General features: G+C 57.4%; 10 protein-coding genes. 6 read left to right on the top strand and 4 right to left on the bottom strand.

From position 1 onward, the window contains the following. Positions 1-3: 3 nt before the first annotated feature. Entirely contained in the window at positions 4-705 is a 702-nt protein-coding gene (locus ACR0JA_RS19690; protein WP_480578723.1) for an SDR family oxidoreductase, read from the bottom strand. A 102-nt stretch (positions 706-807) separates the two neighbouring features. On the opposite strand from ACR0JA_RS19690, the gene ACR0JA_RS19685 reads away from it, so the two are divergent. Further along, positions 808-1,659, top strand: a complete 852-nt coding sequence (locus tag ACR0JA_RS19685; RefSeq protein WP_480578721.1) for a LysR substrate-binding domain-containing protein — start codon at positions 808-810, stop codon at positions 1,657-1,659. Here ACR0JA_RS19685 and ACR0JA_RS19680 read toward each other — a convergent pair. Continuing rightward, a complete protein-coding gene (locus ACR0JA_RS19680; protein ID WP_480578719.1) occupies positions 1,656-2,552 on the bottom strand; it encodes a LysR family transcriptional regulator in 897 nt (298 codons plus the stop codon). The genes ACR0JA_RS19685 and ACR0JA_RS19680 overlap by 4 nt on opposite strands. 75 nt (positions 2,553-2,627) lie before the next feature. Between ACR0JA_RS19680 and ACR0JA_RS19675 the strand changes: the two genes are divergently transcribed. The 5 genes from ACR0JA_RS19675 (at position 2,628) to ACR0JA_RS19655 (ending at position 9,804) form a co-directional block, all read left to right on the top strand. After that, positions 2,628-5,840: a reductive dehalogenase gene (locus tag ACR0JA_RS19675; RefSeq protein ID WP_480578717.1), complete on the top strand. Its 3,213-nt coding sequence runs from the start codon at positions 2,628-2,630 to the stop codon at positions 5,838-5,840. Between the two features lie 128 nt (positions 5,841-5,968). Further along, positions 5,969-6,835, top strand: coding sequence for an FAD binding domain-containing protein (locus ACR0JA_RS19670; protein ID WP_480578715.1), 867 nt, complete (start codon positions 5,969-5,971; stop codon positions 6,833-6,835). Further along, the gene (locus ACR0JA_RS19665) at positions 6,832-7,311 is read left to right on the top strand and encodes a (2Fe-2S)-binding protein (RefSeq protein ID WP_480578713.1); all 480 of its coding nucleotides are present in this window, start codon (positions 6,832-6,834) and stop codon (positions 7,309-7,311) included. The genes ACR0JA_RS19670 and ACR0JA_RS19665 overlap by 4 nt, the downstream gene beginning before the upstream one ends. Then, complete coding sequence (locus ACR0JA_RS19660) at positions 7,311-9,566, top strand: xanthine dehydrogenase family protein molybdopterin-binding subunit (RefSeq protein WP_480578711.1); 2,256 nt, start codon at positions 7,311-7,313, stop codon at positions 9,564-9,566. The genes ACR0JA_RS19665 and ACR0JA_RS19660 overlap by 1 nt, the downstream gene beginning before the upstream one ends. After that, positions 9,559-9,804, top strand: coding sequence for a MoaD/ThiS family protein (locus tag ACR0JA_RS19655; RefSeq protein ID WP_480578709.1), 246 nt, complete (start codon positions 9,559-9,561; stop codon positions 9,802-9,804). The genes ACR0JA_RS19660 and ACR0JA_RS19655 overlap by 8 nt, the downstream gene beginning before the upstream one ends. A 613-nt stretch (positions 9,805-10,417) precedes the next feature. On the opposite strand, the gene ACR0JA_RS19650 is transcribed toward ACR0JA_RS19655, so the two are convergent. Further along, a complete protein-coding gene (locus ACR0JA_RS19650) occupies positions 10,418-13,495 on the bottom strand; it encodes a DEAD/DEAH box helicase (RefSeq protein WP_480578707.1) in 3,078 nt (1,025 codons plus the stop codon). A 155-nt stretch (positions 13,496-13,650) separates the two neighbouring features. Further along, the coding region (locus ACR0JA_RS19645) for a hypothetical protein (protein WP_480578705.1) at positions 13,651-13,844 on the bottom strand (194 nt) is incomplete at its 5' end.

Genomic DNA, 13,844 nt, shown 5'->3' with positions numbered 1-13,844 from the left:
CGATCACACCGAGCGCGTGATCCCCCCATCCACGCGAATATTCTGACCGGTGATATAGCCGCCGCCGTCGGATGCCAGAAATGAGATGGTCGAGGCGACCTCGTCATAACTGCGACCATAGCGTCCCATCGGGATGCGGGCGCGGAACTCTTCCTTTTCCTGTAGGCTGTCGATGAAGCCGGGAAGAACATTGTTCATGCGAATGTTGTCGGACGCGTATTTGTCGGCAAACAATTTTGTAAATGCGGCAAGCCCCGCACGGAACACGCCGGACGTTGGAAAGACAGGGTCCGGCTCGAACGCGGCAAAGGTTGAGATGTTGATGATCGCACCGCCACCCTGCGCCTGCATGATCGGCGTCACGATCCGGGTCGGCCGGACGGCGTTCAGGAAATACACGTCCATCCCGGTGTGCCAGTCCTCATCCGACAATTCGAGAACCGGTGCGCGCGGACCGTGGCCCGCGGAATTGACCAAGACGTCGACACGTCCCCAATGGGCCATCGCTGCATCAACCAGCTTTTGCAGGTCGTCATTGGACTGGTTCGATCCTGTCACGCCGACGCCGCCCAGCTCTGCCGCAAGCGCCTCGCCCTTGCCCGAGGATGACAGGATACCCACCTTGAACCCGTCCGCCGCCAGACGCCGCGCTGCGTCGGCCCCCATGCCGCTGCCCCCGGCCGATACCAAAGCTACTTTTGTCATCTGTTTCTCCAATTGGTTTCACGGCTATTTTGCCTCGTGCAGAAACGCTTCGCCAATCAGTTCTTCTGACATTATACTGTAGGAAAACTACTGAGTACAATGATGACAGCCCTTCCTCCACTCAACGCGCTCAGAGCTTTTGAGGCTTCCGCGCGACACCTGAACTTCCGACTGGCGGCGGAAGAACTTGGTGTCACGCAAGGCGCGGTTGCGCAGCAGGTTCGCGGGCTTGAGGCGCGCCTGGGACAATCGCTTTTTGACCGATTGCCACGCGGGTTACGCCTGACCGAAGCAGGCCGCCGCTTTCAATCGCCGCTGCGGAGGGCGTTTCGGTTGATTGAAGAGGCGGTGGACGACTTGTCGGGGCAGCGGCAGGTTACCATCTCGGTCACGCCCAGTTTCGCATCAAAGTGGCTGGTTCCGCGTTTGAGTGACTTTATGGAGCGGCACCCAGACGTTGCGGTGCAGGTGGACGCGCGCGAACGTCTGGCAGATTTTCAAACCGACGGTGTTGATCTTGCGGTACGTCAATGCCGCTCACCGGCGGGCGCCGGGTTGACCGCTACGCCGCTGTTTTCGAGTGCGTTTGTCGTGGTGTGCAGCTCCGCGCTGGGCGCGAAGGTGTCGACGCCTGCGGATCTGATGAACCATGTTCTGCTGAGCGATACGCACGGTCTTTGGCCTTTGTTCCTCGAAAGCGTTGGGGTCGAGGGCCGCCCCAAGACGATGAGCTTCAGCCAGACCAGCCTCGCAATCGACGCGGCTGTTACCGGTCAGGGGATTGCGCTGGCGCATGCGACTTTGGTGGCGGCCGAACTAGACTCGGGCCAGCTTGTGCAACCTTTGCCGGACGTTCTGGTTGATGATCTGAGCTTTGCAATTGTCGCACCTGTGCGCCCGCGCCAACCCGAGTTGGTGGCATTGATGCGAGACTGGCTGTTGTCTCAGATCTAAAGCGCCGCTGCGAAGTCTTCGATCCGGGCGCGCAACCACTTATGGGCGGGATCATTGGCCGATCTTTGGTGCCAGACCATGTAGATCGTCACCGGGTCGCACGCGAACGGTAGTGGCGCGCAATCCAGCCCCGCCAGCGGACCGGTTTTCATCAGTTCAGTATCTGTCGAGATCAGATCGCTGTCTTTGACAAAAGACGGTATCGCGTTGAAATGGGGCAGGGTCACAGTGGGAGGGTTGATCTGGCTTTGATCCACGCCGCGCATAACCGAGCGCGCGCTGCGTCCGTCGGCAAACCTCACATCCACATGTTCGCTTTGGCAATAGCTGTCCCAACTGTCAGGCGGTTCGCGTCGGCTGGCGTCGTAGAACACCATCAGCGGACTGCTCAATAGGCTCTTTTGAATGATGTCCGGCCCATCAGGCGGCAGCGGCGTCAGCATCAACTGACACCTGTCGCTGCGCAGCAGGTCGGGGTCCGGCACGCCGGAGGGGATAAATTCCAATCGCAGACGGATGCCATCGGCGCGCGTCGAGCGCAGCAGTTCCGGAAAGATCAGCTCGCGCTGCAGGTCATTGGCCGCGATCCGGATATCGATCCGCTCGGACATGGGGTCAAACGGACGGTCCAGGGTTAAGGCGCGCATGCCGTCCAGCACTGCCTGAACCGGGTCTTTCAACGAAAGCGCCCGCTCGGTCGGTGTCAGCCCCTGACCGGACCGTACGAACAAGGGATCGCCGAGCACCTGTCGCAGCTTCGCCAGCGTGTGGCTGATGGCCGATTGCGTCACGCCAAGCCTGTCGGCGGCTTTTGAGACCGAACTTTCCTGCAAGATGGTCAGGAAGACGCGCAGCACCTTGCCGTCCAGTTCGGTAAAATCAGTTTTGCTCATACCATTTATGATTATCCATGAATGGTTTTACTGTCCATAACCCGCTACCTGACCCTTGCAGACAGGAGGCATGCGATGGGTATCCGCCTTTTCTCGGACAAGAGTCGCCCCGTACATATGGGGTCCTATCCGCTCGAGCGGCTGGCCCGGCAGGCGCAGATGCCCGATCTGTCGCTTGTCCCGCCGATGAAATCGCTTAGTTTTCGTCGACCGGATCGGCCAGAAAGCATCGTCAACGCGATGGGAGAATTTCAGGCCATGCTGGATGCGATCCGCGATGGTTTGGTGAACCGCGTGCCATCTGACATCCCCACGGACCCGGTTGAGCGTGCCAACCACTTAAAAGCGTTTGGCTATTTCAATGACGCTTCGATGATGGGATGCGGCCCGCTACCGTCCGAAGCGGTGCTTGCCCAGTCGCGGCGCAACCCGGACATTGACCGTCTGGCCCACGCGCTGCGCACGCGCCAGACCAAGACACTGGCCTCGGGCATTGACGTGATCATGGCCGATCTGAAGGATAGTATGGAAGCGACGCCTGGCTCGATCGACAGCCACCGTAATGCAATCGTTTTCCTTTATGAGCATAACCGTGACCCGGACCCCGCTGAGTCCGGCTCTGACTGGATCATCGATGCGCAGGATCATCGCGCCTGCCTGTTGGCGGCGGAAAATGCGGTGGTGATTGCGAACTATATCCGCTTGCTCGGGTTCGACGCCCGGGCGCATACCGCGATGTCGACTGATGTTGATCTGGGCAAGCTTGCGGTTGCGGCGGGCCTGGCCACGGTCGAGGATGGAGAATTGGTCGCGCCTTGGCTGGGCCGTGGCTTTGGGCTGGCGGTTGTCACCACCGAGATGGAACTGGCCCATGACCAACCTCTGCAACCGATGGCGCAGCAGCCGTGGTTTCGCACGCAAGGCCCGGCCTGGTGGTTGGGAACAGGGTTCGCCAAGAATGCGCTGAACCGGGACTCCTATGCCAAGCGGCGCTATGTGGACGGCGCGCATCCGTTCGAGAACCTCAAGCGTGTGGACACGCCAACAACCTATATCGACGAGGAAAACGTTGCACGTGTGCCCAAGCGCGCCGACATGTTTGCCCGTGCGCAGTTTGGCGATATGGGCAAAACCCTGCAAGACAGTGCCAAGGGCGGGTATTACGTCCGCAAATCCGCGCCCAGTTTCGCGCAACGCCGAGCGTTGGGGGCCTTTGTGCTTTTACAGGATGGGGACAGTGCCGACGGCGCGAAACCCACGGATGCGGATCGTAACGCCGCCAATCTCAAAGCTGCCAGCTATTTCCTTGGGGTTGATGCGGTGGGCCTGAGCCGATGCCCGGAATGGGCCTGGTATTCCCACGACGCGACCGGCGAGGAAATCGTTCCGCCTCATGATCAGGCCGTCAGCATGATCATCGATCAGGGCTATGAGACGATGGAAGGGGCCAGCGGCGATGACTGGATCAGCGTTGCCCAGTCGATGCGGGCCTATCTGCGGTTTTCCTTGCTCGGCGGCGTCATTGCGCAGCAAATCCGCAGTCTCGGCTACAAGGCCAAGGCGCATACGGTGATGGATGGTGAAGTCTTGCAACCTCCGTTGTTGCTGCTGTCCGGGCTGGGTGAGGTCAGCCGGATCGGTGAGGTCATATTGAACCCCTATTTGGGGCCGCGCCTGAAATCCGGGGTTGTCACGACAGATATGCCGATGAGCCATGACAAGCCCATCGACTTTGGTCTGCAACGATTTTGCGAATCCTGCAACAAATGCGCGCGCGAGTGTCCCTCGGGTGCGATCACAGCCGGGCCAAAGCTGATGTTCAACGGCTATGAAATCTGGAAATCCGACAGCCAGAAATGCGCCACCTACCGGATCACCACACCCGGCGGGGCGATGTGTGGGCGGTGCATGAAGACCTGCCCGTGGAATCTGGAGGGCATCTTCAAGGAACGGCCCTTCCGCTGGGCGGCAATGAATATTCCACAAGCGGCGCCCGCGCTGGCAAAGCTGGACGACGCCGTCGGGAATGGCGGTCTGAATGATGTCAAGAAATGGTGGTGGGATATCGAGTTGCAGGCCGACGGGTCCTATCATCCGTCGAAGCATCCTTTGAACCGGCGTGATCTGCAAACGGACCTGGACCTGAAATACGAGGATCAGACATTGGCGGTATATCCCGCCTATCTTGCGCCGCACCCCTGGCCCTATCCGTTTGCGATGGATCGCGAGGCGGGGATTGCGGCTTATGAAGCCATGGTCACTGCCGAGGATTACAAGGCGCGCAAGGTCGCGGGCGATGACTCGGTGACCCACCGCTATACCATTGCCGGTGACGCACCGGTTATGCGGGTCGAATTGACCAAGGCCGACAAGATGACGGCGGATGTGACCAAGTATGAGTTCTCGGCCCTCGATGGCGCACCTTTGCCGGAATGGACTGCCGGCGCGCATCTGGATGTGCTGGTCGCACCGGAATTTCTGCGCCAGTATTCCATGTCCGGTGATCCATCTGATCGCAGCGCCTATCAGATCGGCGTACTGCGCGAGGATGAAGGGCGTGGTGGCTCGGCCTTGCTGCACCGTATTTTCAACGAAGGGCGCAAGGTTTTCATCTCAAAACCCATCAACCATTTCGAACTGGACGAGACGGCATCAAAAACCTTTTTGATGGGTGGCGGGATCGGGATCACTCCGATGATCGCCTTTGCCCATCGGTTGTACAATCTGGGCAAACCGTTTGCGCTGCACTATTCAGCCAGCACCCGGGCCGGGGCCGGGTATCTGGACGATCTGGCCGCGATGCCCTGGGCGGATCACGTGCACTATCACTTTTCAGATGAGGGCAGCCGCTCAGAACTGGATGTGATTCTGGCGGGGTATCAGGACGGCTGGCACGTTTATACCTGTGGGCCGGATCGATATATGGATGGCGTGATACAGGCGGCAGAGCGTCAGGGCTTTCCGGAAGAGGCACGGCATCTGGAATATTTCTCGGTCCCCGAACAGCCGGATTATGAAAATCACCCTTTTACCTTGCGTCTGGCGCGGTCGGGTCGGGACTTGCCGGTTCCGGCTGACAAGGACGCGGCCCAGGTGTTGAACGAGGCCGGGATTCACGTAGATGTGAAATGCTCCGACGGTATCTGCGGTGTCTGCAAATGCGGCGTTGTTTCGGGCGATATCGAACACCGCGACTTTGTCTTGTCGAACAAACAACGCGAAAGCGCTATTATCCTATGCCAGAGCCGCGCTGCGGAAAAGGAAGGCGTGATCGAGATCGATCTTTAAGCGTGTTCCAAAACCGACATGCGCGTGTTCTAAATTAGGTCGTTCCTGCCATGGACGCCGGAGGGTTGCTGCACTAACGTCCCCTTCGAACCCCAGTGAATCCTGATCAACAGGAGCGAGGTAGATTCATGGAATATCACAGCCCAACCAGTTTTTCCGAAGCGTCGGGACTGGCTGCAAATGCGACGGGCGTCACACGGTTTCTGGCAGGTGGGACGGACGTTCTGGTTCAGCTGCGCTCGGATCTCGTGACGCCGGATACGCTGATCGACATCAAGAAGATCGACGGCGTTCGTGACATTACCCGAAACGCCGATGGCAGTTGGACGCTGGGCGTCGCGGCAACCGGCGCAGAGATGAGCGAGCATCCCGAGCTTGGCCGCGATTGGCCCGGCGTGGTCGAGGCGATGGACCTGATCGGATCGACACAGGTGCAGGGTCGGGCAACGCTGACGGGCAATCTGTGCAACGGCTCTCCGGCCGCGGATTCGGTGCCGGCAATGGTTGCCGCAGGCGTGACCGTAACCGTAACCGGCCCAAACGGTACGCGCGAAGTTGCCGTCGAGGATATCCCAACCGGCCCCGGTCGGACGTCGCTGGGCAAGGGAGAATTGGTCTCGTCCGTTAACATCCCCGCGCGCGGGGAGAACGGTGGAGACGCCTACCTGCGTTTTATTCCGCGGACCGAGATGGACATTGCCGTGGTTGGCGTCGGGGTCAGCCTGCGTCTGGACGGCGAAACCATCACCGAGGCTCGCGTATCGCTGGGCGCGGTGGCCCCGACCGTGTTGCTGGTCGAGGATTGTGCTAAAGCGATCATTGGCAGCGCATTGGATGACGCCGCGCTGGATGCGCTGGCCGCTGCGGCCTCGGCCGCATGCAACCCGATCGACGACAAACGCGGCACCATCGCATTCCGCACCGAAGTTGCCGGTGTATTGGCCAAACGCGCCGCGATAATCGCCTATGCCCGTGCCAAGGGAGAAACCTCATGAGCAAGCTCCACGTATCCACCACTATAAACGGCGACGCAGTCGAGTACCTGTGCGATCCGCGCGAGACCCTGCTGGACTGCCTGCGTGACAAGCTGAACCTGACCGGCGCGAAAGAGGGATGCGGCACCGGTGATTGCGGTGCCTGTTCAGTGACAGTGGACGGTCGGCTGGTCTGTTCCTGCCTGATGCTGGGGGTCGAGGCCGAGGGCAAGCAGATCGAAACGGTCGAAGGGATCGCGGACGGGGACGTCCTGCATCCGCTGCAAAAAAAGATGATCGAATATGCCGCCCTGCAATGCGGCATCTGCACCCCGGGTATACTTGTGGCGGCCAAGTCGCTGCTGGAAAAGAACCCAAACCCGACCGAAGAAGAAACCCGTTACTGGCTGGCAGGTAACCTGTGCCGCTGTACCGGCTATGACAAGATCATTCGCGCCGTAATGGATACGGCGGCAGAGATGCGGGAGGCGTCATAATGGCTCTGGACGATCGCAAATCCGAATTCACTTTCGTTGGCACCCGTCCTGATCGTCCGGACGGGTTGGACAAGGTTACGGGCCGGGCGAAATTCGGCGCAGATGCCTATGCGCCCGGGATGTTGCATGGCGCAATTCTGCGCTCGCCTCACGCCCATGCGCGGATCATCGGGATCGACACATCGAAGGCCGCGGCGCACAAGGATGTCAAAGCGGTTGTGACCCGGTCCGATTTTGCCGATGTGCCGTTCGCGCCCGGACTTGAGGGCGAGTTCTGGAACGTGCTCGAAAATGTCATGGCGGGCGACAAGGCCCTCTATGACGGTCACGCGGTGGCTGCGGTGGCGGCAACTTCGGCGCTGGCGGCGCGCGATGCGCTCAAGCTCATCGAGGTTGAATACGAGGTACTGCCCCACGTCACCGATGTGGACAAAGCGATGGCGCCGGACGCTCCGGTTATCCGCGAGGGCGCGGCAGATTATTCCGTGCCTGAAGGCATGCATCCCAACGTGGTGCGCTACCACGAAAGCGGCCACGGCGATGTCGAGGCTGGTTTTGCCGAGGCTGATCTGGTCATCGAAGACAGCTTTGTGACCGAAGCCACGCATCAGGGCTATATCGAACCGCATGCCTGTCTGGCGACGCTGGGCAATGATGGCAAGGGTGAGCTGTGGTGCACCACGCAAGGCCACTGGATCGCGCAAAAGACCTGTGCCGCGCTGCTGGGGATCGAGACCTCGCAATTGCGCGTGACCGCTTCCGAGATCGGCGGTGGTTTCGGCGGCAAGACCACTGTGTTCATTGAACCCGTTGCTCTGGCGCTCAGCCGCAAGGCCAATCGCCCGGTCAAGGTCGTCATGTCCCGTTCCGAGGTGTTCCGGTCGACAGGACCTACGTCCTCGGCCTCGATGGATGTCAAGATCGGGATGAAGAAGGACGGGACCATAACTGCGGCAGAGGGGATCTTCCGCCTGCAAGGCGGGGCATTCCCGGGTGCGCCTGGGGACATGACCGCCATGTGCGCCTTTGCGCCCTATAACCTGACCAATGTTCGGCAGATCGGTTATGACGTCATGGCCAACCGTCCGAAACAAGCGGCCTACCGCGCGCCCGGTGCGCCAATGGGGGCTTTTGCGGTTGAATCCGTTTTGGATGAGCTGTGCAAGAAGCTGGGCCTCGATCCGGTGGAGGTGCGTCTTAAGAACGCCGCGCATGAGGGCACGAAGGCCAGCTATGGCCCAAAATATGACCGTATCGGACTTGTAGAAACGCTTGAGGCCGCCAAGGCACACCCGCATTACTCGGCACCACTGAAACCGGGGCAGGGGCGTGGGATCTCCTGCGGGTTCTGGTTCAACCATGGCGGCGAGACCTCGGTATCGCTGGCCTTGTCCGAAGATGGCTCGGCGCAGGTCATGGTGGGAACCCCCGACATTGGGGGCTCGCGCGCATCAATGGCGCTGATGGCAGCCGAGATTCTGGGTATTCCCTACGAAAACATTCGCGTCACCATCGCGGACACCGCAACGCTGGGGTACAACGACGTCAGCCACGGCTCACGCGTGACCTATGCCAGCGGGCTTGCAACCATCAAAGCAGCCAAACACGCGGTTGAACGTCTGTGTGACCGCGCTGCGGCCAAGTGGGGCATCCCCGTGGATGCGGTGAAATGGGAAAACGGCTGTGCCGTTCCATCCGGCCCCAATGCGGGCGATTTTGACCCACTGCCGCTGGCTGACATTACAGCTGACATGGGGCGTACCGGTGGTCCGATTTCGGGACATTTCGAGGCCACCCCGGAAGGCGCGGGTGTGTCCTTTGGCACCCATATCGTCGATGCCGAGGTCGACCCCGAGACCGGTAAGACCAGCATCACCCGCTATACGGTTATCCAGGACGCAGGAAAGGCGATTCACCCGACTTATGTCGAAGGCCAGTATCAGGGCGGGGCCGCGCAAGGGATTGGCTGGGCGCTGAACGAGGAATACATCTATGGCGAGGATGGTCGCCTGCAGAACTCGATTTTCCTCGACTACCGGGTTCCGGTTGCAAGCGATCTGCCGATGATCGACACGGTGATCGTCGAAGTGCCCAACCCAGGTCACCCGTTTGGCGTCCGCGGCGTCGGCGAAACCGGAATCGTGCCGCCTTTGGCCGCCATCGCCAACGCGGTCTCGCATGCGGCGGGCGTGCGGATGCGACAGTTGCCAATGTCGCCGCCGCGCATTCTGGCTGCGTTGAAGGACAATGATTGAGGTCCACCTCTGGTCCGGCCTCCGGTCTCTGACTGGGGGTCAGGACGTGGTCAAGGTGCAGGCGCGTACAACAGGTGAGCTGTTGAGCGAACTGATGCGTGCCCATCCCCGGTTGAAAGCCCCAATTGATGCAGGCGTTTCGATTGCAGTAAACGGCCGCGTCATTGCCACCGGCCTAACCGAACCGATCCCCGAAGGCAGCGAAGTATACCTGATGCAACGCCTGCGAGGTGGTTGAGTTCTTTCCGAGGTTGTCGTCGGGCTAAGACCACATGGTTGCTCTGAAAAAGTGGTGCCGGGGGCGGAATCGGTAAAGTACGTTAAGCATCTCAATTTAATCACTAAAATCATACCCCACTTACTTCAATACGCCCTTTATTACCCCCGACGAAGTTCTCTTTTCATTTCAAGTATTTGATTTATCTATGTGATTCCGTGTTTTGGAATCGCACCAATCGTCCTTTTGCGTCCATTATTGTCCTATTCAATGTAGACTAGTCCAACCGTTAAACGTCTTCCAGTAAGCTTCAATCTCTTTCGAGAATGCGTCCAGCTGTATGGTTAAACCGTTTGTGCTTCAGCCGCCTAAGAGCCGCTGACCCAATCGTCGGTTGGAGATCAAAGCTGCCCCAAACTTCCAGTTCCTAGAACAACTGCTTTGCGGACGAACCAAACAGACGGGCCGCAGGCTTCAACGTAAACAATCGGCCTAAACAGGTCATTGGTACATCCCTGGAATGCTGCGTTGCGCCAAGAAAAGCTGCCGCTGGAGGCTTTGCGGCAAAACGGTATTCCGTTCGCTATGCGTTTTCCAAATACGCTGACGAAAATTTGCACAAAGCAGTCTGATGCTATTCAGCACAAAAAATCCGGAGGCGGACGCCAACCGACTGGCATGCGGAGTATGTAGAGAGAACTAAGTGATAGAATTGAAGCACGTGGGGTTCAGGTTGCGGCTTATTGAACTCCTCTTCGAGCTTTTTGAGCGAAAGCATGCCGCCTGAACAAACCAGCCAAATCTCTCTGTCCGTGGTTGGGCTCGTACGCAACCGCTGGAATGCCTTACGAAAGGCTTTCGATCCTCTACCATGACGCTTGCGATCGACTGTCTGGGTAATGTCTGATTTAGCCTTAGACAGTTTCCAACGCCCGTCAAACCGCGTCTCGCTCCCCGGAAGTGCGGCCCCGTCGCTTTTCATATATGCGAGATTCTTAAGGCCCTGGGCGCAAACATCATAGAAGGCTGAAGCTGACACGCCTGGTTTTCCCTTTTTCCACTTCCCCGCGACCACAATCGCTGCAGGAATTGGGGACATCTCGTCCAACCCAAGAAAATCGCCGACTTCGTCCTGCAGATCGTCGCACACTAAGTCCGGAAAACTCCGTCCGAAAAGATGAGGTCCGCGATCGGGCCGAAGCGACTTATCGATTAATTCGAATAGCGAGCCCTCTTTCCAAGTATCGACATGGCCTTTGGTTAATTCGCCTTTTTCTGAAGTCACTTTGTTAAGACCAGGGATTGTCTTGATTAGATCGAGCACCAACTTCGACGCTCCTTTGGAGTCACGTAGGTCGAGATCAATTCTGTAAAAGTCGCCACTAACATAGGTGTGGACTAAATCGCGTGTGATTATGCGAAAAGGCTGCAACTGATTCAGGCGGCGGGTTAGAGAGATCTTCGGGTTGTCTTTGGTTTTGATTCGACTGAGGCTTGGAGAAATGAGCCAGTATTTTCCCTTTTTAGCGTTCCAGCCTATCCACACAGAGTGGTCCTCTCCATCTATGCGTAGGGTGAAACGGAACGGCGCTGGCGCTTTTTGATCTTTGTCTTCTTCAACTTCAACGCATAGATCCTCTATGGTGACAGCGGCGGTCTGTCCCTTTGCAACGAACTGATCGTCTAGCTCAGCCATGTCGACAAGGATATTGAGTGGCGTCGGGTCAGCGGGAACCATGTCGGGAGCCGCGAACCGAGAGAAGATAGAAGCCGCTTGTGTGGCAGCTTCAAGTTCCGAAGCAACTACATCACACCAATCCGAGTACTGCTGCGGTGTAAGGTCATTTCCTTTGCCGTCACGTACACGCGATCTGGTAAAACCAACAGATCTACGAATACCGCCCTGGGTGTTTTCAGCGTGTATGTAGCCGCTAGCACGTGTCACAACATTGAGATGCTCTCCCATAAACACACCCGATCGATCAAGTGAGCGTGCGGACAGGCTGCGGGATCGTAGTGCCAGCGGCCCAAGATCTGTATTTTTTACGCTCATGAACGAAATATTGTTGTACTCACCGTCGGGCAAAAGTGCGCGCAAGGCTTTTGCATTGATGCGTGGGCCGATGCCTTCCAGTTCATTTATCCAAAGTCCGGCACTGTCGAAAAAGAAAAGTCGGCCGTTCTTTTTCGCATAGATCGTCGCTTCAAGGCTGGGTGATTGGAAAAGGCTTCCCGACAAGAAAGGTGACGGAGTTAGTCGGAGCGTGACATGATACCGGCAAAGACCGTCAGCGGTTTGGCCGTTTAACACCTGATATCGATCATTGTTGGACAATTCGGCTTGGATGTCCGCTTGGAGGTCATCCAAATTGAGGTCTTGTTCGATCGAAAATGCGACTGCCGCGCTCGGGAAGCGCAGGTCGTCATGGAGATTCGGGTCGTCTAGGTCAGGCCTTTCTCGGAAGCGTCCCATCACGTAATCGAGAGTAGGAAGGGCAGCAATCAGGTTTTCCAAAACCGTTGCGTCGTTGCGCACGTATGGCTTATTTCCATTCTCTTTCGAAGCGTTGTCAAAAGAAAGAAAACTATTCCAATCGTCAGCCACATTGTGACCGCTGGACGCAAGAACATAGGCCTTTGGTATTGGTCCGCCGATAGGTCCTGGATGGCGGATTAGCCTTCCAATCTGTTGGACCAACATGCGCGTGTTCGTGAATGGCTCGTAAAGCGCAAGGACCGTACAAAGTGGGTCGTCGATGCCTTCAATCAGCATAAACTGGTGAATAAGAAAGCGTTCAGGTTGTTCTGAAAGATTCCGAGGTACTTTTTTGAGAATCCCATCATCAGGCCGATCGGGGAAGTTGTTGTGGATCGCGACGACTCCGTCGGTGCGGCCTGCGAGCGCAACATTTAGTGCCTCATGCATTTCCCGAACCGATTCCTCCCGATCACATCGCACTATTACTTTGTTCGCCGCTGAGAAGCGCCCATTGGCAACAAGCGCATCGACCCTTGCAACTAGCTCAATAGCATAGTCGTCAATTGAAACGGGCAACTCCTGTTCGTCAATTTCGACATCTCGTATGACACCCTGATCAACCGCGTCGGAAAAGCTAAGAAAATGAATATGGTCGTCATCAACATCGAAGATTTTCAGATCGCCTCGAAAAGGCGTGGCACTAAATAGTACCGTCGGCACACAAAATCCGCGAACGACACGTGCCCAGCTAGGCGCTGGTTCGCGATGCCCCTCGTCAAACAATATCGTGCCGACACGGCCATGTAGTTGCCCTATCTGGCCGTTGGCGTAGACCTGCTGGATGGCCTGAACAGTTCCGACCAAAATGATCCGTTTACCGTTATGGGTGTCTAGGTCTTTCGTGAGCTTCTCGATGTTGCTTGGTAAAATTGTCCAAACTTCGTCAGGCTTCCATTCTGGGACTGCACCAATCTTGTCCCAGAAGCGGTCCTTGAGCTGCGATGACAGTTGCTCGACCAACGCCGCTGAGGGGCAGACGACGAGTACCGCTTGCTCGTGGGCGCGTTGGCATGAGATTGCCGCCATAACTCCAGTTTTTCCAGTACCTGTGGGCATATTGACAAGACAAGCACGGGCGCTGCCAGAAGCAAAATAGTTGTCGACTGTGTCGAGCGCTGCATGCTGATGCGGCCACAACGCAAGTGCCGCTCTTGAAAACTCATTCCCAACCAATTTGTATTCCCCAAGAAATTTGAAAAATGAATCTCGCGCTTATCACTGTCGCCGATCTCATGGAACTGGGTTCCACAAGCCTTCATTAAAACACTAGAAAGCAACAACCTAGAGGTGTTTTGGGAAAAATTTCGGCAAGCACGGAGGGCTAACCTTCATGCTAGCTTGGCAGTATGGCTTACACCAAGACCGTAGAGGTAATGTCTGATTTTTGGATAGCCGAGAGCCTGTGTCGCAATCGCAGCGAACTTCCGCTTCCCGCCGATTCCGTTGAAAAACAATGTTTTGCTGACGCAGAAAGTGGTCATCCGAACAGAGTGCGAGCGCCTTTTTATCAGACTTTTCGCGT

The organism is Ruegeria sp. AM4, from assembly GCF_056540665.1.
Note: the sequence above shows the minus strand (reverse complement) of the source record. Positions and strands in the feature narration are given on the sequence as shown.